The sequence below is a fragment of the Paraburkholderia sartisoli genome (assembly GCF_900107685.1).
Classification (GTDB): domain Bacteria; phylum Pseudomonadota; class Gammaproteobacteria; order Burkholderiales; family Burkholderiaceae; genus Paraburkholderia; species Paraburkholderia sartisoli.
The window spans coordinates 1-23859 of record NZ_FNRQ01000013.1 but is presented as its reverse complement, the minus strand read 5'-3'; the positions used below and the strand labels follow the sequence as shown (position 1 = coordinate 23859).

The window sequence follows — 23859 nt, the reverse complement described above, 5'->3', positions numbered from 1 at the left end:
GGCTTTTTTGCGTTTGTGACGCTGGCTCTGGCAGGGACAGACGTAAAAAAACCAGCCGCCGGCTTGCGCCTGCGGCTGGTTTTATACAGCTTCTGCCAGAGCTACGTAACAGGTTCTGTGCTTAGAACTTGTGACGGATGCCGAGGCTGACGATCGTCTGGTTGTCGCTCGACGAGGCGAAGCTATAGTCAGCCACCGATCCCACTGCCGGATCCAGAGCACCGGTAGCGGCATTGCGCTGGTTGCCGTTAGCATGCTGGTATGCGCCAACCAGGTAGATGTCCGTGCGCTTCGACAGGTTGTAGTCGCCACCCAGCGAGATCTGGTGGTACGTCGCGTTGGCGTCGCCCTTGCCGTGTGTGTACGTGTAGCCCAGGCCGAGCAGCGCTGCCGGGGTCAGCTGGTAGTTCACAAAGCCAGCGCCCACGTCATACTTCTGGGTCGTGCCGAAACCCGATTGTGCATCCGGCTTGTACTGTGCGTTGCTGTAACGGCCGCCGAACGTGAACGGACCTGCCACGTATTGCAGAGCGACCGACGCGATGCCGATCGATTTAGCCGTTGCGTAGGGCGAAGGGATGAGGTTGGGTGTAGTAGCGTCCGACGTGCCGGTCCAGGTCGTGCGTGCTGCAGCCGACGACGAGTTGTCCATGCGGATGTAGCCAGCGGCGACGGAGAACGGACCCGTTGCGTACGTTGCGGCACCTGCCCACGTTTGACCCGAACCCGTCGAGCCTGCCACGCCGCCCAGTGCGTACATGGCTTCGAACTGGAAGCCACCCCAAACCGGCGACGCGTACTTGATCGAGTTGTTCGTACGCGAGCTGTTGTCGTTGTTGTCGACGTCGCCCGTCGTGGCGAACGTGCTGCCCCAGTAGTTGTCAGCCGTCAGCGGCTGAACGAGGTCAACCACCGGATCGTACTGACGACCCAGAGTAGCGGTACCCCACGAGTCGCCGGACAGGCCAACATACGCCTGGCGGCCGAACATGCGGCTACCTTGACCCAGCGCGCCGTTGTTCGGGTTAAAGCCGTTTTCCAACTGGAAAATTGCCTTCAGGCCGCCGCCCAGGTCTTCCGAACCCTTCATGCCCCAGCGATTGCCCTGCAGGTTGCCTGCAGCCATGTTCCACAGGCTGTGACCACCGACGTTCGAAACGTACTGGATCGAGTCATCCAGCACGCCATAAAGAGTGACGCTGCTTTGAGCGTGCGCGACGCCTGCGGTGCCGAGCAGTGCCAGCGAGAGGGTCGAAAGTGCGAATCGTTTCATCATTTCTCCACGCAAATGATTGGTTTAGTTGTTGCGGATTGGAGAATAACGCAGTGTGTCTGAACGCAAGAACTGAAAAAAAATGAGTGTCTCTAAAAAGTGACACAGGGCCGGAAGCCTTATAAATAAAGCTTGCCAGCCAGTATTGCGGATATAGCAATATTGAATCGTTGACCGCGCAATATTGTTGTTTCATTGACAGTGATCGCGGCTAATTGCGCAAAATAGCTGCGTAATAGTGGGTGAATTGTAAATAAGTCGACTAACTGTGCCGGGTGATCTGTCACCTGTTTCGACGTTTTGGGGGTGGGAGAGACCGGCGTTTCGGAGTTCGTCGGAGGAATGCAGTCTGGCCTTGTTTGCACGGCTGGCGGACGGGTTTGCTGGCCCGGCCGGCCTTGATTCACTTCGACTAACGATGGTCGGCCGCACTGGATTGGGCGCTTCCGGCGTCGTCGCGGCGCCCCGCGAATGTCGTGACGGCGAACGCCGCCGCAGCCGCGAGGACCATCGATCTCCACGGATGCCGACGGATATGGCGCTCCGCCCTGACGATGCTCGCGGCCGCCGTCCGCGTCACCTGGGTTTCGGCGCGCACCACCGAACGGCCGATACGCATTGCCGCTGCGGTTGTCGAAGGTCGCGGCGGCACCCGTGACGCTTCGGGGTGTTCGGCCACGCGCGCATCGGCGGCGGCCGTCGGTGCATCGCGGTTCGGTGCGCCGCTGGATACGGCGGCCGGCATCGTCGAGGCCGCCATCACCGAAGCGAGCATCGCCCGGCTTCCGGGCGGCGGCGTGTCGTCCTGCAACGCCCACGGGCCGCGTGGATCGTGCAGGCGTCCGCGGGCCGCCGAGAACTCCGCGCCGAGCAGCAGCACGGCCGCCGAGAAGTACAGCCACATCAGCAGGATCGCAAGCGAGCCGGCTGCGCCGAACGAGTTGGCCATGCCGGCGTGCGCAAGGTAGAGCGCGAACATCTTCTTGCCGGCCGAGAACAGCACGGCCGCAACCAGTCCGCCGACCATCGCATCGCGCCACTGGACCGGCGCGTCGGGCAGAAACTTGAGCAGCCCGGCGAACGCGACAGCCAGCACGAGCAGGCCGACCGCGAGCTGCACCAGGTTGCCGATCACGATGTAGGGCGAATCGCCGAGCAGCCAGTTGCCGATGAACGTGATGGCCGCATCGAGCACGAGCGAAACGATCAGCAGGAACGCGACGCCGAGCACCAGCCCGAACGAAATCAGCCGCACGCGAACGAGTGCGATCACGCTGGACGTGCGCGGCCCCGTGGCGGGCCACACGATATTGAGTGCGCTGTTGAGCGACGAAAACGTCGCGGATGCGCCGACCGCAAGCAGCACGAACGAGATGGCCGCTGCGATGCCACCCGCGCTGCCGCTGTGATGTGCGTTCTGGACGATGGTTTGCACGGCCGCTGCCGCGTCGTCGCCGAGCACGCCATGCACCTGGTTGAAGAGCTGGCCGCGCGCCGCGTCCGCGCCAAAGAACCAGCCGGCGATCGCGATCACCATGACGAGCGTCGGCGCGAGCGAAAAGGCCGCGTAGAACGCGATGCTTGCGGCCATCGCGGCGCAACGATCTTCCGCGAACTGTTTGAATGCGCCGACCGCCCACGATGCCTGCTTGCGGGCCGCGGACTGCAGCTTGTCGGTGGAAAGCGTATCCATGGTCGTCCTTCGTCGTGGGCGCGTTGCCCGTTGCAGCTGGCGCAAGCCGTATGCCTGCCACTATATCAACGCGTGCCGCGATGCCATGGCGCTCAGTCAAGGCGCATCGTCAGGCTGCGTTCAATCGCGGCACGCTTTGTCCGATGAGGGCAAGCCTGATCGACTTCATCGACAGCCCGAGCGGCTTCGTATATCCGGAATACCGGCCCGCGGGTTCCGGCAAGTGGCGATGCACTTCGTGGGCAAATAAATGGTTGCGGGAACCGGCTGCGGGATTCGCGAGGGTTGATCGCATCGGCTTGACCGGGCGGTGCGAAAGCCTCTAGTCCAGGCTTGTCACATGAGAGCGCGCGTTGACCTGCGTAGCACGCGGCACACAGCGCGTGCAAAGTGCCGTCGCCAGAATCACAGGCTGTGCGGATAAGCCGTTTCTTCGTCGCCTGGCTCACCGGCTGGTTTCCGCTTCCTTTGAAGTGACGGAGACCGTTCGGTCAGGCGAGCCGCCGCGTCCTTGTCGGGAGCACCCGCGGCCGTGAACAGCCGTCGATATTCGGCCGGCGTCGTTTGCTTTGCGGCCCTGAACTGCCGGTTGAAGTTGGCGACGTTCGCAAAGCCCGAACGGGCAGCGATGACGGCAACGGGCAGCGCGGTGTCGGCCAGCATCCGGCATGCGTGACCAATACGAACCCGGGCGATATACCGGCCGACGCTCTCGCCGATATGTTGAACAAAGTAGCGCGTGAGCGTGCGTTCCGACAGGCTGGCGGCCGCGCAGAGCTCTGACAGTCGCAGTGGCTCGGCAAAGCGCGCGTCGATCATCGAAAGAACCCGGTTGATCCGTTCGGGCTCGTGGCCAGATGGGCCGGCGCTTGTCTGGTTGAACGCACTCGGCGAGGCGAGCGGCTCGCCCGGCGCGTCGGCGAGCACGCACAGGATATCGAGGGCGGCGCCAAGGCGCTCGCGCGCCCCGCTTGACAGTAATGGATCGAGGCGGCCGCGCATCCATGTGCCAGCAGGCGACTCGAAGGCCAGCCCACACGCGGCCCTGCGCAACAGCTTGCGCAGCGGTTCATATTCGGGGCAACAATCCGCCATGCGCCGCGCCCAGTCGCCATCAAACCAGATAACGATGGCGACCTGCGGCGAGGATGGCTCGATCGATCGATTCGACGCCCATGTGTGCGGGAGATCCGGCGGCACGAGGACGAGATCCTCAGCCTCATATTCGCTGACGGAGTCGCCGATGTAGCGCTTGCCATGACTGTTCATCGTCAGCGTTAACTCGTACTCCGGGTGGTGATGCCACTCGAACGGAATACGTGGAAGCCGCCGATGGTAAACCCGGACCGAACAGTCCTCACCGAACTCGACGTGCTCATAGGCTGGTTTCATGGCTGAAAACGCAAATGAATCGCCTGAATAGTATCACCGGCACGTCCATGCACGTCATATCCTCGGGCATATCAAATTTCTGTGGAGACAATCATGGCGTTGAAAATCGACGATTTGCCGGGCGCGATCCGGCAAGCGAAAAAGGAGTTGCGCGCGGCGTTGCCGAACTACCGGGAGGTCTTTGCCGATGTCGAAAAAGCGATCAGCGCCGAGGCGAAGCGAATCGCCCAGCAGCGCGATCGTGGAGAAGACGTCATTCCGGAGATCCAGTTTTCCGGCATCAGCGAACAGCGCGTGACGGCGGACCAGGTCGCGCTCGTCAAGGCGCGCGGCGCCTGTGTGATTCGCAATGTCTTTCCCCGCGCGCTGGTGCAGGGTTGGGACGAGGATATTGCCCGCTATGTCGAGCGCAACAATCTCGACAAGCGCCTGGAAAACCGTGCCGAGGACAAATACTTTGGCCAGCTGGCGTCCAGCAAGCCGCAGATCTATGGCGTGTACTGGTCGAAGCCACAGGTGCTGGCCCGTCAGTCGGCGTCGCTGACCGTGGCGCGCGTGTTCCTGAACCGGCTGTGGCGCAACGAGAGCGAAGGCCGCGTGCATTTCGATCCGGAGCGCGTGCCGGTCTATGCCGATCGTCTGCGTCGCAGGCCGCCGGGCTCCGCGTCGCTTGGCTTGTCGGCGCATTGCGACGGCGGGTCGGTCGAGCGCTGGATCGACAGCAATTTCCGGAAGGTGTACCGGCACGTGTTTGCAGGGAACTGGCGGGACTACGATCCGTTCGACGCGGCTTTCCGGCCTGACGTGCAGGAGATCGCGTCGCCCGCCGTATGTTCGATGTTCCGCACGTTCCAGGGATGGACTGCGCTGACGCCGCAAGGTCCGGGCGACGGCACGCTACAGCTCGTGCCCATCGCCAGTTCGATGGCGTACATCCTGTTGCGCGCGCTTCAGGACGACGTCGCGGAGGACGACCTGTGCGGCGCGATGCCCGGGCGGGCGCTGTCGATCAAGCCGGAATTTCATGCACCCCTGTTCGAGGCGCTGTCGTCGATTCCCAAAATGGAAGCGGGCGACACCGTGTTCTGGCACAGCGACGTCATCCATGCGGTCGAAGACGAGCATACGGGCGCGGGCTACAGCAACGTGATGTATATCGCCTCGGCACCCGCGTGCGCCAAAAACGACGCTTACCTGAAGCGCCAGTTGCCGAGCTTCCTCAAGGGTGAAAGCCCGCCCGATTTCCCGGCTGACCATTTCGAAGTAGATTTCACCGGCCGCGCGACCGCCGACGACCTGACACCGCTCGGCCAGGCGCAACTTGGGTTTGACCTGTAGATCGACAAAGACGTTTGACACGCATGAAAACGGGCACGCATGCGCGTTCGCTCTGGCCGCGAATGCATCGCCCGATCCATAACGAAAAATTCGGAGACTGCAATGAAACGATCACTGACATCGGTTGCAACGACTATCGCGCTGCTCGTGGGCGGAACGCATTCTGTACTTGGTGCCGAGCCGCTTTCGGTGCTGCACTGGTGGACCTCCGGCGGCGAATCGAAGGCGATCAGGGTACTGAAGGACGACATGAACAAACAGGGCTACGAGTGGAAGGACTTCGCCATAGCGGGAGGCGCGGGCGCGGCGGCCATGACGGCGCTCAAGACGCAGGTGATCTCGGGTAATGCGCCGTCGGCTGCGCAGGTCAAGGGTCCGCTGATTCAGGATTGGGCCGATCAGGGCGTGCTGGTCGACATCGATCAATCCGCCACGGACTGGAAAGCGCATTCGCCAGCGCGAATCGACAACGCCATGAAGGCACACGGTCATTACGTGGCGGCACCATTCTCCGTTCACCGGATCAACTGGTTGTGGATCAACAAGGCCGACCTCGACAAGGTCGGCGGCAAGGCGCCCACGACGTGGCCGGAATTCTTCGCGCTTGCCGACAAGTTTCGCGCGGCGGGCATCACGGCCGTCGCGCATGGCGGTCAGCCCTGGCAGGACATGACCATCTGGGAGACGGTTGTGCTTTCCCAGGGGCAGGACTTCTACCGCAAAGCGCTGGTTGACCTTGACCAGAAAACGCTGACCTCGCCGCAGATGGTGCAGGTGTTCGAGACCGTCCAGAAGATCCGGACTTACTTCGACAAGGGCTACCACGGCCGTGACTGGAATCTCGCGACGGCCATGGTTATTTCCGGCTCGGGTGGGATGCAGTTCATGGGCGACTGGGCGAAAGGCGAGTTTGCGAATGCAAACAAAAAGTCGGATGTCGACTATATCTGCGCGGCGGCGCCTGGCACGTCGAATGCGTTCACCTACACGGTGGATGCGTTCGTGTTCTTCCAGCAGCACGGCAAGAAGGAGGCAACGCCTGGGCAGCTCGCACTTGCGAAGACGATCATGTCCCCTGATTTCCAGCAGGAGTTCAGTCTCTACAAGGGCTCGATTCCGGTCCGGCTGGATGTGCCCATGGACAAGTTCGATGACTGCGCCAAAAAATCACGTGCAGACGAGCTGGCTACGATTAAATCGGGTGGGTTCCTGCCGTCGCTGGCCTTTGGCGAACTTCAGTCGTCGGTTACCGCTGGCGCGATGACCGATGTCGTCACGAATTTCATGAACTCGAACGAGGACCCGCAAGAAGGGGTGCGCAAGCTTGCCGCTGCCGCGAAGGTCAAGTAGGCGGGCGCTGCGTGGCAGCCTGGTCTGGTCAGTAGGGAGGATTCGGCGGCGTTGATCAGGGGGCGGCGCATCCTGCCGGATCAGATCATGGCGCTTCACTTCAGCCCGGAACGCCGGTGGTATTTCAGCCCGGAAGGCAGAATTCCGCCGGTGCTTCGCGGGCGGTGACGATAGCGCCCCTGGCGTTCGCCTGTTTGCCCGTCACGCAAGGATCTGGTCGATGACCCGCTGATTGCCAAGCGAATTCTCAAGGGTGAAAACCAGGTCCGCTTTTTCTCGCAACACCGTTCTGGCAAAGTCCTCCACCATCAACTGATACTGGTCGACGTCGCCGAATTCGATTGCGCGTGTTTGACCTGTTTCATCCGAACGATGGCGAACTTGCGCGGGACCGTAGACTCCCGGATTGAATGGTGCGTCCACGCTTAACCAGCCTTTCGTTCCGTGAAAGATCATGTGCTGGCGGCGCGCCATTTGCGTGCCGCAGTAGAACGTCATCGAGAATCCGGTGAATTCGGCGGTGCAACGTGCGAACCGGTCGGTGCCGAAGCGGAGATCGAGCAGGACCTCGGCATCGACGCGAACCGGTTCGCGTCCTGTCGCAAGCCGCGTGGTCACGACCGGGTAGACGCCGATGTCACGGACGCCGCCGCCGCCGAGTGAAAGATTGTTCTTGAGCGCATTGGGATCGTCGTTGAAGTAGGTGAACGACCCTTCGATCAGCGTGAGATCGCCTATCAGGCCCTGGGCCAGGCTGTCGCGAACAAAAGCCCATTGCGGGTGATGCGCCACCATGAACGCTTCTCCACACACAAGCCCTGTTTTGTCGCGCAAGGCGATCAACTCGAGCACCTCGCCGGCATTCATTGCGACGGGTTTCTCGCATAGCACGTGCTTGCCACCGAGCAGGGCCTTCCTGCACCATTCGACGTGGCTGGCCGTTGGCAACGGAATATAGATCGCATCTACGTCGCGGCTTTCGATCACCTCGTCATAGCCTGTCAATACGTGGTCGATGCCATGCCTCGTCGCGAAGGCCTGTGCGCGGTCACGGTCGCGGCTGGCGACGGTGGTCACGCGGCCGCTGGACGAGCGTTGGATCGCTGGTACTACAAAGTTGTCGGCGATCTTTGCGGCGCCCAGTACGCCCCAGCGAATCTTTTCAGCCATTTTTGTCTCCGTGTGTTCGTGTCGTTTGACGCGGCGCTGTCAACAAACAGTCTGCAGACGTTCGGCGCAGATGGCGAGCACTTCGTCAGGCTCGCGTTGCCACCAGTTTTGCGCCGAAAAGATTTCGGTTTCCACCATGCCGTCGTATCCGCTACGTTCGACACATGAACGCACTGCCGGTAGATCGATGACGCCGTCGCCCATCATGCCGCGATCGAGCAGCATGTCACCTGTTTCCTGCAGCCAGTCGCACACGTGATACGCCAGAATGCGGCCCGCGCGCCCCGCTGCCGCGATGGATGCCGTCAGTTCCGGGTCCCACCAGCAATGGTAGACATCGACTGCGATGCCGATAAAACCTGACCGGTCCGGGTCCACGGTTTCGCAGATACGCATTGCCTGCGCGATGGTGTTGACCACGGCGCGGCTGGCTGCGTACATGGGATGAAGTGGCTCGAGCGCGAGCGGCACGCCGCATTCGCGTGCGGTGTCCAGTAGCATTGAGATGCCGTCGACCACCTGGGATCGCGTGCCTTCCAGATCGCGGCTACCCGGTACAAGGCCACCGGCCACCATCACGAAGCAGCGGGCGCCGAGCACTGCCGCGTCGCGCAATGCGGCCCGGTTTGCTTCGACGTTCGCGCTGAATCCGGCGGAAGTCGCCGCCGGCAAATAAGTCGAGCGGCAATAGCCGGTCACCGTCAGGTCGAGCGCCCTGATCTGGCGGGCAAGCTGGGCGAGGTCGCCTTCCTCGACCTCGCGGCGCCACGGCGCGATCCCGCCAAAGCCCACTCGGGCAATGCGGTCAATCGTACGGTTGAGGGGCTCCCGATGGCCCAGTGTTGCGGTATTGATGGAGCACAGGTCGAGTCTTCCCTGAAGGTTTCTCATGAGTTTCCAGATCGATATCGAAGACGAGCAGGCTTCGCGCACCGTCTTCGAGTACTTCCAGAAGACGTGCGCCGATGGCTTGATGCGTGGGATGCGCCAGATAGGCAAAGCAGTCGTCGCGGCTCGCGAAATCCATCATGAAGCCGTCGGATAAAGTCATGCCATAGCCTTCTGGCGATACGTTGGGCCCGCACTGAAAGTTGGTGAAGGCTATGCCCGGTACTTCCGTCAGTCGCCGGATCTGCTCGAAGAACGCGAGGCGGCGTGCCGGCGTCACTTCGTTGCGGAACCGGCAAAACACCATGTGCCGTACTGGCCCCCCGGATCGCGCCATGGTCAGTCTCCGCAGCCTAGCGGCGCCATGACCCTGCGAATGCGGGCGAGCGCATCGCCTGGGTCGCGCAGCAAGCGGGCCTCGTCGGCGAGGCGGAATACGTCGGCCAGATAAGCCGGCGGCCGCATGCCATGGTGGCCGCCCGGCATGAAGAAGTGATCCTGGAAGCCATTCAGGTACGCGAGGAACACCACGCCGGTCTTGTAGTACTGGGTCGGCGCGCGAAAAATGTGACGCGAAAGCGGAACCGTCGGCCCTAGCAACCGGTTGTACGTCTCGACGTCGCCCGCGGAGAAGGCTGCCAGCGCCTGGGACGCCGCGGGTGCAATGGCGTCGAAAATGCCAAGCAACGCGTGCGAAAAATGTGTGCCGTCGCCAGCGATCAGCGCTGGATAGTTGAAGTCGTCGCCGGTGTACATCTTCACGTTTTGAGGCAGGCGACGGCGGAACGTGATCTCTTTTTGCTCGTCGAGCAACGAGATCTTGATGCCATCCACTTTCGCCGCATTGGCCTCGATGATATCGAGGCAAACTTCCGCTGCATCTGGAAATCCGCTGGCGCCCCAGTAGCCCGCGAGTTCCGGGTCGAACATGTCGCCGAGCCAGTGCAGGATCACCGGCCGGTCGCACATGGCGAGCACTTCGCGATAGACGCGCCGGTAATCGTCCGGTGAGCGCGCTACTTTGGCGAGCGCGCGACTCGCCATCAGGATCACGCGTCCGCCGACGCGTTGCACGGCTTCGAGCTGCTCCGCGTACGCACGAATCACCTGGTCGCAGTTCGTCACCGAAGCGGGCGTGATGTGGTCGGTGCCGCAACCCGAGGCGATCGCAGCCCCGGCAATATCGCGCGTGCCTTCGATGCTGCGCGTAATCAGTTCGAGGGCGGTGCTCCATGGCAAACCCATGCCGCGTTGCGCCGTGTCCATGGCCTCCGCGATGCCGAGCCCCTGTTGCAGAAGGTAGCGCCGGTAAGCGATGGTGCGGTCCCAGTCGATGGCGGGCGCGGCGTTCAGTTCACCCGCGCGCAACGGATCGGCTACCACGTGGGCGGCGGAGTACGCGATGCGGTTGAATTCACGCACAGGCGGTTTTACCTCGAGCGGCACGCCCCGCACGAGATACGTTTCCAGTGTGCCGGACGCAGCCGGAAGTCTGATTGACAGGTTCATATAGGACTCAGTATTTGGTGACGAGCAGGCCGCCGTCGATACGGATCGCCTGACCGACGCTGTAGGGAAGACCGCCGGTGGCAAGCGTTCGCACGGTGGTTGCGACTTCCTGCGGCGTCCCCCAGCGTTTGATGGCGGTCAGCCCTTGTTCGATCTGCGCGTCGTAGCGCGCGCGGGACGGGGCGGTCATTTCGGTTTCGATCAGGCCGGGCTGTACTTCGTACACGCTGATGCCGTGTTCGGCGAGGCGCAGCGAGAAGAGCGTGCTGGCCATCGAAAGCCCGGCCTTGGATACGCAATATTCGCCGCGCAACGGCGAGGCCGCGATCGCATTCGACGAAGTGATGGTGATGATCGACGGATGCGCTGCAACGGCTGCGCCTGAACGCGCAAGGCAGTGCTTCGCGAATGCCTGCGTGAGAAAGAATGTGCCGCGCGTGTTCACCGCGATGCAGCGGTCGAAACTTTCCGTCGTGACGTCGAGCAGGTCGCCACGTGACATCACGGAAACGCCCGCATTGTTCACGAGGCAATCGATCTGACCATCGAGCGAGGCTTCGATGGCGCGCAACGTTGCCGGATGCGCGTCGACGTCGGCCAGGTCGGAGAGCACTGCGGTCGCGCGTGCGCCGGTTTGCTGAACCTCGCGAACCGCCTCGTCGAGTTCGTCCGACGGCACGGCATCGGTCAACGCGATGTCGAACCCGGCGCGACCGAGTTCGATGGCGATCGCGCGCCCGATGCCGCGGCGGCTGCCCGTGACAAGGGCAATCGGACGCGCGTTCACAGCGATGCTCCGTTGGCGATCAGATCGCGCGCGATGATCGTGCGCTGGATCTGGTTCGTGCCTTCGTAGATCTGTGTGATCTTCGCGTCGCGATACAGGCGCTCGACTTCGTAGCCGCGGATGTAGCCGCTACCGCCAAAAATCTGCACGGCGTTGGCGCTATGCTTGACGGCTGTATCGCCGGCAAAGCACTTTGCCATCGAGCAGGCGATGCTGGCGCGGTCGCCCGCTTCGAGTCGTTCCGCGGCGTCGAGGACGAGGAGGCGCGCTGCCTGAATGTCCTTCGCCATATCCGCAAGCATCCACTGGATGCCCTGCAACTCGGCGATATGACTGCCGAACTGCTTGCGGGTTTGCGAGTAATCGAGTGCCGCCTCGAGCCCCGCCTGGGCGATACCGACGGCAAGCGAGGCGATACCCACGCGCCCCTTGTCGAGCGCGCTCATCATCATGTGAAAGCCGCGGCCTTCCGTGCCGAGGAGCGCGTCCCGGGGCAGCTTCACGCGGTCGAAATTCAGTTCGCCGACCTGCGACGCACGCTGTCCCATCTTGTGCTCTTTGGGACCTTTCGAGACACCTGCCAACGAACAGTCCACGATGAAGATGCTCATGCCGCGCCTGCCCGCCGCAGGGTCGGTTCGGGCGAGCACGAATGCAACGTCGGCGACCGGCGCGTTGTGAATCCAGAGCTTGGCGCCGTTGAGTTCCCAGCCCTCGGCGGTGCGGGTCGCGGTGGTCCGGATGCCCGAGACGTCGGTGCCCGCGTCGGCTTCGGTGATGCAATAAGCCGGCCGCAGTTTCGCGCGCAGGAGCGGCTCCATGTAGGTCGCGCGCTGCCCGGCGCTGCCGTGTACGGAAAGAAGGGTGCCGACCAGTTCAAGGAGGCCGCATTGATCCGCGACCGAAGCATAGCCGCGCGACAGTTCTTCCATCACGAGTGCGTATGCGGTGACGTCCAGTCCGGCACCACCGAACTCTTCCGGCACGGTGATGCCGAACAGGCCCAGTTCGCCCATCTGGGCATAAATCTCCGCCGGGAAGCGTTCCTCGCGATCCAGTTCTTCGGCGGCTGGGCGAATCACCTCCTGCGCAAAGCGTCGGGTGGTTTCACGAATCTGCTGGTGGGTTTCTGAGAGTTTCATGCTGTCTCCATCCTCATGATCGGTACCTGTTTTGTGCCTGTTTTGCGCGGGTGCAGGTAAACCCGAGCGTCGCGCATCACCGCTTGAATTACGTGATTTCCTGTGCCAACATTGGCATCAAGTAACCATCTGGATGGTTATTTAAAACCAACGAATGACCGATGTCAACGAGCTTTGTGGCCGATTTGATTGGAGGGTAGTTTGAAAAACTGGATGCAAGCCGAAGATGCGGTTGAGCAGATCTTCGATGGGGCGACAATCGCGCTGGCCAGTAACGGCGGCGGGATGCTCGAGCCGGATGCCGTGCTCGCGAAACTGGAGCAGCGGTTTCTGGAGACGGGGCATCCGCGGGATCTCACGGTGGTCCACGCGCTTGGAATCGGTGACGGAAAGGGCAGCGGGCTGGGCCGCTTCGCGCATCCCGGCATGGTGCGGCGTGTTATCGGCGGTCACTGGAGCTGGTCGCCGGCCATGCAGCAAATGGCGAAAGACAACGCGTTCGAGGCATACAGCTTTCCGGCTGGCGCAATCTCCACGCTGCTGCGGGAGATTGGCGCGGGGCGGCCGGGGCTCGTCACGCACGTCGGCCTGCGTACGTTCGTCGATCCACGCATCGACGGTGGCAAGATCAATGCGCGCGCCACGGAGGATCTCGTCGAACTGATCGAGCTGGATGGGCGCGAATACCTGCGCTACAAGCCGTTCAAGATTGATTTCGCGATTGTGCGCGGGTCATCCGCGGATGCGGGCGGTAATGTCACGCTGCGCCGCGAGCCGGTTGATCTCGACACCTATGCAGCGGCGCTGGCTGCCCATAACAGCGGCGGCCGCGTGATCGTTCAGGTCAAGGAGCGCGAGCCGGCCGGGTATGTACCCGCGCGACTGGTGCGCATTCCGGGCGTCCTCGTCGATACGCTCGTCGAGACACCGGCGCAGGTTCAGTGCGTCGTCGCCGATTGCGACCCCACGCTGAGCGGCGAGTCGCCGGGCACCATCGCCGATGGTTTCTATGAAGTGCCTACCGGTATTCGCCACGTCATTGCAGCGCGCGCCGCGCGGGAACTGCACGAGGGGCACTCGGCGAATTTTGGTTTCGGCATTCCTGGTGGCATTCCGGGCTTGCTGGCGCAACAGGGACGGCTCGGCACGTTCTGGGGATCGGTTGAGCAGGGTATCCACAACGGCGCGATGCTCGACGGCCCGATGTTCGGCTCCGCGCGCAACGCAGAAGCGATTCTCTCAAGTGTCGATCAATTCGATTTCTACAGCGGTGGCGGAGTCGACATCTCGTTTCTCGGCATGGGCGAGATGGATGGCGACGGAAACATCAACGTGTCGAAACTCGGTTCGACGGTGGTTGGACCTGGCGGCTTCATCGATATCACCCAGGGCGCCCGCAAGATCGTGTTTTGCGGCAGTTTCGAAGCAAAGGGCCTTCAGGTCGAGCAGGTTGGCGAGCGCCTGAATATCGTGTCGCCGGGCAGTGTGCCGAAGCTCGTGGAGCGCGTGCAGCACGTCACGTTCAGTGGTGTGCAGGCGCGTATCGCGAAGCAGGAAGTGCTGTACGTGACGGAGCGCGCCGTCTTCAGGCTGGAAGAGAACGGGGTTCGTCTGATCGAAGTGGCGGAAGGTGTGAATGTCGAGCAGGACGTGCTTGCGCGAATGGGGTTTCGCCCGCTTGTCGACGACGCGTTACTCGCACACTGTAGCGGTGGAGAGAACGAGTCGAGGGAGCGGGTGGCGTGATGAGCGGCCACGCGATCCGGAGCGCCGGCGGCAGGCGCCCCGCGTGGGTGTGCTCAGGTGCGTACGAGCCGGAGAATGGTTTCGATGTTGAAGTCGAGACGATTTTTCAACGCGTCCTTGCTCATGAAGTCGATTTCGAATATCACCCCGCTGGTGAAGCGGTTGGTCAGGTAGTAGTAGCCGACGGCGGCCATCGTGATGTGCAGTTGCCTTGCGTCGACACCCGGACGAAACACGCCTGCTTTAACGCCGCGATCGAGTATGCCTTGCAACATCGAGATGAAGCCGTGATGCAACTCCTTGAACCGTTCCGAATTCTTGACATGACGCGCCTTATGAAGGTTCTCGCTGTTGACGAGTGTCATGAACTCGGGGTTTTTCAGGTAGTAGTTCCAGGTGTGCGTGGTGAGCGCAACGATGGCGTCCTGCGGCGAGAGATGTTCGAGATTGAGCTTCTGTTCGGCGAAGCGGATGTCGGCGTAGGCATCTTCGAGGACAGCCTGGAAGAGCTCCTCCTTGCTGCCGAAGTAGTGATAGATCATCCGCTTGTTGGCCTTGGCGCGTGTTGCGATGGCTTCCACGCGGGCGCCGGCCAGACCGAGCTTGGAGAACTCTTTTTTGGCGGCCTCGAGAATGCGTGCCCGGGTGACCTCGGGGTCTCGCTGTCGTGGTTGCGCCGCACCGGCGACGGCATTTTTCAGTGCCCGGCGGGGGGGCGTGCTCGCAAGAGTCATGTTGGATTTTCGCTGCAATAAATGGGTGGGGACGGTCGTTGCCGATTTCGCGTCGTGGCACCGACTATAGACCAAAAAAGCATTGCCCGGAAGTAACCGGATGGTGCAGAATGGGCGCAAAAAAATGTGAAGGGTATTGCGTTGACGGCGCGATTCCCCTGGCCCGCGACGCGCTTCATGGCGCGCGCGGGAGCAAACTCTGGAGACAGGAATGAGCAATCTGAATGAACTGGCGGCAACGCTTCGTCTTCCGTCGGAACCCGTGCGCACCCCGATGTTCGTCGACGGCAAGGACTACGTTGGACCCGCTGGCGAATTCGTGACGCGCAGGAGTCCGGGCCACGGCGTGCCGGTGACATCCACGGTGCGCGCGTCGGTCGGCGACCTGAACGTGGCGGTTGCTTCGGCGCGCCGTGCGTTCGACGACGGGCGCTGGTCGCGTCTGTCCGGTGAGCAGCGTGCGACGGTATTGCTGAAAACGGCGAGTCTCATCCGGGAAAACGTGGAGACGCTTGCGTACCTGGAAACGCTGGAAACCGGCAAGCCGGTCGGCCAGTCGCGCGGTGAGATCAATGCCGCCGCGGGGATCTGGGAATACGCGGCGGGTCTTGCACGCGTTGCGCACGGTGACTCGCATGACAACCTCGGCACCGACCTGTTCGGTCTTGTCGTGCGCCAGCCGGTCGGCGTGGTCGGCATCGTCACGCCATGGAATTTCCCGTTTTTCATTCTGTCCGAGCGTCTGCCGTTCGTGCTGGCGGCGGGATGCACGGCGGTCGTCAAACCCGCCGAGCTCACGTCGACCACGACGCTCAGGCTCGCTGCGCTCCTCACGCAGGCCGGCCTGCCGGATGGCGTCGTGAACGTGGTGACCGGGCTCGGCGCGACGGTGGGCCAGGCGCTTGCGGAACACATGGATGTCGACATGGTGTCGTTCACCGGTTCGACGCCAGTGGGTCGCGCGGTGCTGACGGCAGCGGGCGGCAACATGAAGAAGGTCGGGCTCGAGCTGGGCGGCAAGAATCCGCAGATCGTGTTCGCGGACGCCGATCTCGCCGATGCCGCGGACGCCATCGCCTTTGGCATCTGTTTCAACGCGGGTCAATGCTGCGTTTCGGGCAGCCGTCTCGTCGTGCATCGATCGGTGGAAGAGGAACTTGTCGCCCGGGTCAAGAGCGTGCTCGAAAAGGTGCGGGTGGGCGATCCGCTCGATGCGTCGAATCACGTTGGGGCGATTGTCGAAGCGCGTCAGTTCGACAGGATTTGCAGTTTCATCGAAGCGGGCAGCCGCGACGGCGCGCAACTGGTGCACGGCGGCACGTCGAGCAGGGATGGCGAGCGCTTCTTCATCCAGCCCACGATGTTTCGCAACGTCGAGCCGCACAGCGCGCTTGCGCAGGAGGAAATTTTCGGACCTGTGCTGTCGGTCACGCCATTCGACACCTTCGAGCAGGCGATTCAACTGGCGAACGGCGTGCCATACGGCCTCGCGGCCAGCATCTGGACGCGCGACCTGCAGGGTGCGATCAAGAGCTTTCGCGACGTACAGGCGGGCCGGATCTGGGTCAACTGCACCATCACTGGCGGCCCGGAAATGCCGATCGGCGGCGTCAAGCAATCGGGCATTGGCCGCGAAACGGGGCGGTACGGCGTCGAGGAATACACCGAACTGAAGTCGGTACATGTCCAGTTGGGCAACCGGCCGCGCTGGATCGCCTGACGCGCTCTGGTTGAATCCAAACGGCCGGCAAGCGCCGTAACAGCCTCAGGAATGACGAAGTCACACGCAGCAGTGTGACGGCAGAACACCGTATCGGAGACAGCAATGTATGACTATGTGATCGTAGGGGGCGGCGCGGCGGGTTGTGCGCTGGCGGCGCGTCTGAGCGAGGACGCGGGCAACCGGGTGCTGCTTCTCGAAGCCGGACCTGCCGATACGGATCCGTATATCCACATGCCGGTCGGCTTCTTCAAGATGACGTCCGGACCGTTGACGTGGGGCTACAGCACGGTTGCCGCCGCGGAAACCCGGCGTCGCCAGATTCCGTTCGCGCAGGGCCGCGTGCTCGGCGGCGGCGGGTCGATCAACGCCATGGTCTACACGCGAGGTCAGCCCACCGACTACGACGGCTGGGAGCGCGAGGGCTGCACCGGCTGGGGCTTTCGCGACGGCGTGCTGCCGTACCTGCGTCGCATGGAAGACAACGAGCGCCTGTGCAACGAGTATCACGGCGTTGGCGGTCCGCTCGGCGTGTCGGATCTCATCAGCGTCAACGAATTGACCAAGGCTTTTGTCCTCGCCGGGCAGGAAGCCGGCATGCCGCACAACAGCGACTTCAACGGCGCGCAACAGGAAGGCGTGGGCGTTTATCAGGTCACGCAGCGCAACGGCAAGCGCTGCAGCGCGGCTGTCGGCTATCTGCGCGACGCTCGCTCGCGGCCCAATCTGACGGTGCGCACCGGTTGCCTCGTTTCGCGCGTGGTCATCGAAAACGGCCGCGCGACCGGCGTCGAATTTGCATCCGGGGGCGATCGTTCGAACGTGACGATTGCGCGCGCCGAACGCGAAGTCATCGTGACCGCTGGCGCCATCGGTTCGCCGAAGCTGCTGATGCTCTCCGGCATCGGGCGTGCCGAAGACCTGGAGCGCGCTGGCGTGAAGCCCGTGCATGCGCTGAACGGTGTCGGGCAGAACCTGCAGGATCACTTCGACATCGATATCGTCTACGAGCTGAACGGTGCGTACAGCCTGGACAAGTATTCGAAGAAGCACATGATGCTGCTCGCGGGCCTCGAGTACAAACTCTTCAACAAGGGGCCGGTCACGTCCAACATCGCCGAAGGCGGTGCGTTCTGGTATTCGGACAGTGGCGTACCGACACCTGATCTTCAGTTTCACTTCCTGCCCGGCGCAGGCGTCGAGGCCGGTGTGCCGCCGGTACCGTCGGGTTCGGGCTGTACGCTCAACTCCTACTTTCTCAGGCCACGCAGCCGTGGCAGCGTGACGCTGCACAGCGCCGATCCCGCCGATGCGCCGGTGATCGACCCTGCCTATATTCGCGACCCGTATGACCTGAAGGTGGCCGTCGAAGGGATCCGCCAGAGTCGCGAAATCATGAGCCAGAAGGCGCTGGGCAAGTACATCAAGAGCGAGCACTTTCCGGGCGGAAAGGTGCGCACGCAGGCCGAGTACGAGGCCTACGCAGAACAGTACGGCCGCACCGGCTATCACCCGGTCGGCACATGCAAGATGGGCGTCGACGAATGGTCGGTCGTCGATCCGCAATTGCGTGTTTATGGCATCGAAGGGCTGCGGGTCGCGGATTCGTCGGTGATGCCACGGATCGTGAGTTCGAATACGAACGCGCCCACGCTGATGATCGCGGAAAAGGCCGCTGATCTGATTCGCGGCCTGGCTGCAACGCCGGCGCTCGTGGCGGGCAGGCTCGCGCACACCTCGGGTCGTGCGGCGCGCGAGGCCACGGTGGTAGCGGTCTGACGACAGGCTGTGAGGCTAGTTGAGGAGCGCCCGGGAAAACCGGGTCTTTCTGGCGATTTGGTAAATATCTGGTTATTTATAAACCACCCTGATGCAAAGGGTCTTTCTGGCTCGGAGGAGACATCATGTCGAAACAGGATCAACACACAGGCGTATCGCGCCGCGACTTTATCAAGCTCGGCGCGGGCGCGGCATTTGCCGTCGCGGGTGGCGGCATGTCGGGTCTTTCGTTCGGTGCGGGGCAGACGACGCTTGCCTGCTCGTTCCGCTCGCTGACCAATCCGTATTACACCGCGTTCAACAAGGGCGCGCAGAGCTTCGCGAAGAGCGTCGGTCTGCCGTACGTGCCGCTTACCACCGAAGGCAGTTCGGAAAAAGGCATCGCGGACATTCGCGCGCTGCTGCAGAAGACCGGCGGCAACCTCGTCCTCAACGTCGACCCGAACGATTCGGCCGACGCACGGGTCATCGTCGAGACATGCTCGAAGGCCGGCGCGTACGTGACAACGATCTGGAACAAGCCGAAAGATTTTCATCCGTGGGACTTCAACCCCAACTACGTGGCGCATCTGTCGTTCGACGGCGTGGCTTACGGCGAGGCCACCGCGACCGAACTGTTCAAGGCCATGGGCGGCAAGGGTGGTGTCGTGGCGCTCGGCGGCATCTTCAGCAACGTGCCGGCTATCGAACGCAAGGCGGGTCTGATGGCCGCGCTGAAGAAATTCCCGGATATCCAGTTGCTGGACTTCCAGGTCGCCGACTGGGATTCGCAAAAGGCGTTTCCGATCATGCAGGCGTGGCTGACCCGTTTCAACGCGAAGGTCAAGGGCGTGTGGGCCGCAAACGACGACATGGCGTTGGGCGCGATCGAGGCGCTTCGTGCAGAAGGGCTCGCCGGCCAGTTGCCGGTTTCCGGCATGGACGGCACCACACCCGGGCTCGCGGCCGTCAAGGTGGGCGAACTCGTGACAACGGTTGACTGGGACCCTTACTGGCTGGGCGGCATCGGGTTGTCGATGGGTCTTCAGGCGAAGGAGAAAAAAGTCGACGTCGCGGCGTTGCCAAGGGACCGGCGTGAGTCGTTCTGCAAGGCGACCCTCGTCACGAAGTCCAACGTGCAGGCTGTCATTAGCCGCGAGTCCGCACCGGGCGCGGACTGGAACAACCTCTATGCCCGCGTGGCGGGACCCGTGGTGTATCGATGAACAAGCTCACCGTCGCGCCCACCCGGCAGGCCATCCGCATAACAACTCCCGGGACCCGGTTCGTTTCGGCGCAGGCGCTGGTACGGCGATTTTCGCCGCTGCTGGTTCTCCTCGCGCTCGGCGTTTGCATCGGTGCGTTCAATCACGATTTCTTCGATCCGATGAACCTGTCGCGCATCGCGATTGCCGCCGCGATCCCGCTCACCATCGCGCTGGGTGGAACATTCGTCATCCAGCTCGGTAGCATCGATCTGTCGGCGGAAGGCATTGTTGCGGTCGCGGCGATCACCGTGTCGATGCTCGTCGAGAACTCGTACAACGACAACCACTTCGGGTTGTGGGTGCTGGCGGTGGCAATCGGCGCCGGGGTCGTGCTGGGCCTTGCCAACGGGTTGCTGCACGTGTTCCTGCGCATTCCGTCGTTCATCACCACGCTGGCGGTCGGCTTCGTCGCGTCGGGGATCGGAACGGCGTGGCTGTCGGGCAACACGATCCGGGTCAGCGACACGGCCCTGCGCTCGATCGCAATCACCCGCTACCTCGGCCTGCCGTTGTCGGTGTGGATCGCGGTGCTGGTGCTCGCCATCGCATGGTTTATCTACCGGCATACCCTGCTTGGTCGTCACACCCTGGCCATCGGTGGCGGAGAGGATCTCGCCCGCCTGAGCGGCGTGAGGGTCAGGCGTGTGCGCATCGTGGTGTTCGCTCTGGCTGGCGCTTTTTATGGTGTGGCGGGCATTCTCGCCGTCGCGCAATATGGCCAGGGTCATGCGCTCATCGCCAACGGGCAACTGTTCGTCGCCATTACGGCGATCGTGGTGGGCGGAACGTCGCTCGCCGGCGGCAACGGCACGCCGATGAACACGCTGGTCGGCACGCTCATCGTGGTTGTGCTCGCCAATGGCATGGTTCTGCTTGGCGTACCACCCTATGTGCAACAGGGCATCCAGGGCGTGCTGATCATCGTCGCGGTCACGTTGGCGCTGAATCGCTCGCGTCGGCGCATCGTCAAGTGAACGGCCGGAGAACAGACATGCTGACACTCAAGAACGTCACCAAACGCTTTCCGGGCGTGCTCGCGCTGGACGACGTAACCATCGAAATCAGGCCGAATGAAATCGTCGGTCTGATCGGCGAGAACGGCGCGGGCAAGTCCACGCTCATGAAACTGCTGACGGGTGCGTACCGCCAGGACGCCGGCGAGATCATGCTCAACGGCAAGCCGATGGTGATCCGGAATCCACGCGACGCCACCTCGAAGGGTATCGCGATGGTGTATCAGGAACAGTCCATCCTGCCGAACCTGACCGTTGCCGAGAATCTGTTCCTGGGTCGTGAAGAGGACTTCGTCACCTTCGGACGACTGAACTGGACAAAGCTCAAGCGCGCGGCCCGAAAAGAACTCGCCACGGTGCATCTGGACGTCGATCCGCTGACCCTGTGCGAGGACCTGTCGTTCGGCCAGCGCCAGATGGTGGAGCTTGCGAGAGCCCTTTCTCTCGCGAGCCGGACGGGCGGCACGCCGATCATTCTGCTTGACGAACCCACCTCCGTGCTCGAGGCCGCGGAGATCGAGATTCTGTTCCGGCTCGTGGGCGAGCTCAAGTCGCGCGCGTCGTTCGTGTTCGTTTCGCACCGGCTCGACGAACTGCTGTCGCTCAGCGACCGCGTGTATGTGATGAAGGACGGCAAGGTGGTCGCCGAAATGCCGGCTGGTAGCGCTTCGGTGGCGAAGCTCCACGAACTGATGGTGGGCCGCTCGCTGCATGGCGAGTACTACCGCGAGAACCTGCAAAAACCCTGTCGCGACGAGGTGGCCCTGTCGGTGAGTCACGCGTCGCTTGGTCATGCGCTGAACGACGTGTCGTTCGAGGTGTATCGCGGCGAGGTGTTCGGGGTGGCGGGGGTGGTCGGGTCAGGCCGGGAGGAGTTGTGCCGGGTGATCGCGGGACTCGAAAAGCTCGACGGCGGCGAGGTGACCGTGGGCACGACCCGTCTCAGGCCACAGGCGAATCATGCTGTCGCGCTGGGCATCGGATACGTCCCGCGCGAGCGCAAGGTGGAAGGGCTCGTGACCCAGATGAGCGTGGCGCAAAACCTGACGTTGCCGCGTCTGGGCGCGGTCAGCCGTGCGGGCGTGGTGCGCAGGGCAAGCGAACGCTCGCTTGCCAACGAATGGATCCAGCGTTTGCATATCAAGACGCCAGGCCCTGATGCGTCCTGCCGCAACCTGTCGGGCGGCAACCAGCAAAAGGTCGTGCTTGCGAAATGGCGTTTCGCGGGCAGCCGGATTCTCGTGCTCGATCATCCGACGCGCGGTCTCGACGTGGGGGCGAAGGAGGAGGTCTATCAGCTCATCCGCGAGCTGACCGCGGAGGGCGTCGCCGTGGTGCTGACTGGCGATACGCTCGAGGAGATTCTCGGCCTGAGTCACCGGGTGATGGTGATGCGGGACGGTCGCGCTCAAACGATCCTGCCGTGCGAAGTCGGGCATAAGCCCTCGCAGGTCGAAATCGTCGAACACATGGTCTGAGGTCAACATGTCACATCTGAACGCTTCACTCAAGGCGAAGCTCGGCGACAACGCACCCTTTATCGCCCTTGTCGCGCTGTATCTGCTGATCGAGCTCGCACAACCTCGCTTCCTTGCGCTGTCGACGCAGCTCGGCTTGCTGGCTGACAGTTCCACGTTGTTCATCATGGCGGCCGGCACGACGTTCGTCGTGCTGCTCGGGAGCATCGACCTGTCGTTGCAGGCGGTGGCGTCGCTCTCGAGCGTGATCGTCGCGATGTTGCTGCCGCGTTACGGCGCGATGGCCGCGGTCGTGGCGCTCGCGGCTTCGTTTGGCATCGGCCTGCTGAGCGGCGTGATCCAGACCGTGCTGCGGATTCCTTCTTTCATCGCGACGCTCGCGGTGGGCGGGATCGCGTCGGCTGCCGCGCTGACGCTCTCGGGTACGCGCTCGATCGGGATCGGCGATGAGATGCGCAACGCGTCACTGGGCTGGACCACCGGCTCTTCGTTCGGTGTGCCGCACGAGATCCTGCTCGGTGTCGCGGTACTCGTATTTTGCGTGTTCCTGCATCGCTCCACGGTTTTCGGACGGCATGTCGAGGCGATCGGCGCTGGCGAGCCCGCGGCGATCGCATCGGGCCTGCGCGTGCCGGTGACCAAATGCCTCGTGTTCGCGACATCGTCGTTCTTCGCCGGCCTGGCGGGCGTGGTGATGGCCGGGCGTCTTGGAAGCGGCTCGCCCACGCTGGCCGACCAGTTCCTGCTGCCTGCCATCGCCGCGGTGATCGTTGGCGGGACGGCGCTGACGGGCGGCTCGGGAGGCATTGCCCGAACGCTGGTTGGCGCGCTGCTGGTGTCGGTTGCGCGAGTCGGCATGACGTTTGTCGGTATCAGCGTGTTCGCGCAGCAAATCGTGTTCGGGTTGATCCTGATCGTTGCAGTGACTGTCGCCTTCGATCGTTCGAAGGTGCTGATCATCAAGTAAGTTCTGATCCGGCCTGTTCGAGCCGGTTTGTCCTGAAGGAGTTGTTTGCACATGAAAGTATTGGTGCCAGTCAAGAGAGTGGTCGATTACAACGTGAAGGTCCGGGTGAAGTCGGACAACACGGGTGTGGACATCGCGAACGTGAAGATGTCGATGAATCCGTTCGACGAGATCGCGGTTGAGGAAGCGGTGCGGCTTCGCGAGGCGGGCATCGCGACCGAAGTGATCGCGGTGTCGTGCGGCGTGACGCAGTCGCAGGAAACGCTGCGCACGGCGCTCGCGATCGGCGCGGACCACGCGATCCTGATCGAATCCAGTGAGGAGCTGCAGCCGCTGGCGGTTGCGAAGCTGCTCAAGGCGCTGGTCGACAGGGAACAGCCCTCGCTGGTTATTCTGGGCAAACAGGCGATCGACGACGATTCGAACCAGACCGGCCAGATGCTGGCTGCGCTGGCCAACCTGCCGCAGGCGACGTTCGCGTCGAAGGTGGTGATAGCGGACGGCAAGGCGACGGTGTCGCGCGAAGTGGACGGCGGCGCGGAAACGCTGTCGTTGACGCTGCCGGCGGTGGTCACCACCGATCTGCGCCTGAACGAGCCGCGCTACGTGACGCTGCCCAACATCATGAAGGCG

Annotated in this window: 20 protein-coding genes; 10 read left to right on the top strand and 10 right to left on the bottom strand. The window is 62.8% G+C overall.

All coding sequences use genetic code 11. The annotated features are described in order from the left end of the window. Positions 1-121: 121 nt before the first annotated feature. The 3 genes from BLV45_RS25570 to BLV45_RS25555 all read right to left on the bottom strand — a co-directional run bounded on the left by BLV45_RS25570 (position 122) and on the right by BLV45_RS25555 (position 4358). Complete coding sequence (locus tag BLV45_RS25570) at positions 122-1273, bottom strand: porin (RefSeq protein WP_090538015.1); 1152 nt, start codon at positions 1271-1273, stop codon at positions 122-124. Positions 1274-1685: 412 nt separating this feature from the next. After that, the gene (locus BLV45_RS25565) at positions 1686-2966 is read right to left on the bottom strand and encodes a YihY/virulence factor BrkB family protein (RefSeq protein ID WP_090537902.1); all 1281 of its coding nucleotides are present in this window, start codon (positions 2964-2966) and stop codon (positions 1686-1688) included. Positions 2967-3371: 405 nt separating this feature from the next. Further along, positions 3372-4358 (bottom strand): helix-turn-helix domain-containing protein, encoded by a 987-nt coding sequence (locus BLV45_RS25555; protein ID WP_090537900.1) that lies wholly within the window; start codon positions 4356-4358, stop codon positions 3372-3374. A 93-nt stretch (positions 4359-4451) separates the two neighbouring features. On the opposite strand from BLV45_RS25555, the gene BLV45_RS25550 reads away from it, so the two are divergent. Next, positions 4452-5696, top strand: a complete 1245-nt coding sequence (locus BLV45_RS25550) for a DUF1479 domain-containing protein (protein WP_090537898.1) — start codon at positions 4452-4454, stop codon at positions 5694-5696. A 102-nt stretch (positions 5697-5798) separates the two neighbouring features. After that, positions 5799-7046, top strand: coding sequence for an ABC transporter substrate-binding protein (locus BLV45_RS25545; protein ID WP_090537896.1), 1248 nt, complete (start codon positions 5799-5801; stop codon positions 7044-7046). A 201-nt stretch (positions 7047-7247) separates the two neighbouring features. Here the strand turns inward: BLV45_RS25545 and BLV45_RS25540 are convergent, their stop codons facing one another. Genes BLV45_RS25540 through BLV45_RS25515 form a run of 6 tightly spaced genes read right to left on the bottom strand, consistent with a single transcriptional unit; the run spans position 7248 to position 12542 of the window. Beyond that, positions 7248-8216: a Gfo/Idh/MocA family protein gene (locus BLV45_RS25540; protein ID WP_090537894.1), complete on the bottom strand. Its 969-nt coding sequence runs from the start codon at positions 8214-8216 to the stop codon at positions 7248-7250. A 39-nt stretch (positions 8217-8255) separates the two neighbouring features. Next, positions 8256-9107, bottom strand: coding sequence for a sugar phosphate isomerase/epimerase family protein (locus BLV45_RS25535; RefSeq protein ID WP_090537892.1), 852 nt, complete (start codon positions 9105-9107; stop codon positions 8256-8258). Further along, the gene (locus BLV45_RS25530; protein ID WP_090537890.1) at positions 9022-9441 is read right to left on the bottom strand and encodes a Dabb family protein; all 420 of its coding nucleotides are present in this window, start codon (positions 9439-9441) and stop codon (positions 9022-9024) included. Before BLV45_RS25530 ends, BLV45_RS25535 begins: the two co-directional genes overlap by 86 nt. A 2-nt stretch (positions 9442-9443) precedes the next feature. After that, positions 9444-10613, bottom strand: a complete 1170-nt coding sequence (locus tag BLV45_RS25525) for a dihydrodipicolinate synthase family protein (RefSeq protein WP_090537888.1) — start codon at positions 10611-10613, stop codon at positions 9444-9446. A 7-nt stretch (positions 10614-10620) separates the two neighbouring features. Beyond that, a complete protein-coding gene (locus tag BLV45_RS25520) occupies positions 10621-11400 on the bottom strand; it encodes a 3-ketoacyl-ACP reductase (protein WP_090537886.1) in 780 nt (259 codons plus the stop codon). Continuing rightward, a complete protein-coding gene (locus tag BLV45_RS25515) occupies positions 11397-12542 on the bottom strand; it encodes an acyl-CoA dehydrogenase family protein (protein ID WP_090537884.1) in 1146 nt (381 codons plus the stop codon). Before BLV45_RS25515 ends, BLV45_RS25520 begins: the two co-directional genes overlap by 4 nt. A gap of 213 nt (positions 12543-12755) precedes the next feature. Here BLV45_RS25515 and BLV45_RS25510 point away from each other — a divergent pair, with 213 nt between their 5' ends. After that, positions 12756-14288 (top strand): acyl CoA:acetate/3-ketoacid CoA transferase, encoded by a 1533-nt coding sequence (locus BLV45_RS25510; protein WP_090538013.1) that lies wholly within the window; start codon positions 12756-12758, stop codon positions 14286-14288. A 53-nt stretch (positions 14289-14341) separates the two neighbouring features. Here BLV45_RS25510 and BLV45_RS25505 read toward each other — a convergent pair whose 3' ends face one another. Beyond that, the gene (locus BLV45_RS25505) at positions 14342-15022 is read right to left on the bottom strand and encodes a TetR/AcrR family transcriptional regulator (RefSeq protein WP_090537882.1); all 681 of its coding nucleotides are present in this window, start codon (positions 15020-15022) and stop codon (positions 14342-14344) included. 211 nt (positions 15023-15233) lie between these two features. On the opposite strand from BLV45_RS25505, the gene BLV45_RS25500 reads away from it, so the two are divergent. The 7 genes from BLV45_RS25500 to BLV45_RS25470 form a co-directional block, all read left to right on the top strand. Next, on the top strand, positions 15234-16742 hold the full coding sequence (locus tag BLV45_RS25500) for an aldehyde dehydrogenase family protein (RefSeq protein WP_090537880.1): 1509 nt from the start codon (positions 15234-15236) through the stop codon (positions 16740-16742). A 105-nt stretch (positions 16743-16847) separates the two neighbouring features. Further along, positions 16848-18521 carry a GMC family oxidoreductase gene (locus BLV45_RS25495; RefSeq protein WP_090537878.1) on the top strand — a complete coding sequence of 558 codons (1674 nt, stop codon included), beginning with the start codon at positions 16848-16850 and terminating at the stop codon, positions 18519-18521. 125 nt (positions 18522-18646) lie between these two features. Next, entirely contained in the window at positions 18647-19726 is a 1080-nt protein-coding gene (locus BLV45_RS25490) for a sugar ABC transporter substrate-binding protein (RefSeq protein ID WP_090537876.1), read from the top strand. Then, positions 19723-20742, top strand: coding sequence for an ABC transporter permease (locus BLV45_RS25485; RefSeq protein WP_090537875.1), 1020 nt, complete (start codon positions 19723-19725; stop codon positions 20740-20742). Before BLV45_RS25490 ends, BLV45_RS25485 begins: the two co-directional genes overlap by 4 nt. 17 nt (positions 20743-20759) lie before the next feature. Beyond that, positions 20760-22259 (top strand): sugar ABC transporter ATP-binding protein, encoded by a 1500-nt coding sequence (locus BLV45_RS25480; RefSeq protein ID WP_090537873.1) that lies wholly within the window; start codon positions 20760-20762, stop codon positions 22257-22259. A gap of 7 nt (positions 22260-22266) precedes the next feature. Then, the gene (locus BLV45_RS25475) at positions 22267-23226 is read left to right on the top strand and encodes an ABC transporter permease (RefSeq protein ID WP_090537871.1); all 960 of its coding nucleotides are present in this window, start codon (positions 22267-22269) and stop codon (positions 23224-23226) included. A gap of 51 nt (positions 23227-23277) precedes the next feature. Beyond that, on the top strand, positions 23278-23859 hold a 582-nt coding region (locus tag BLV45_RS25470; RefSeq protein ID WP_090538011.1), incomplete at its 3' end, for an electron transfer flavoprotein subunit beta/FixA family protein.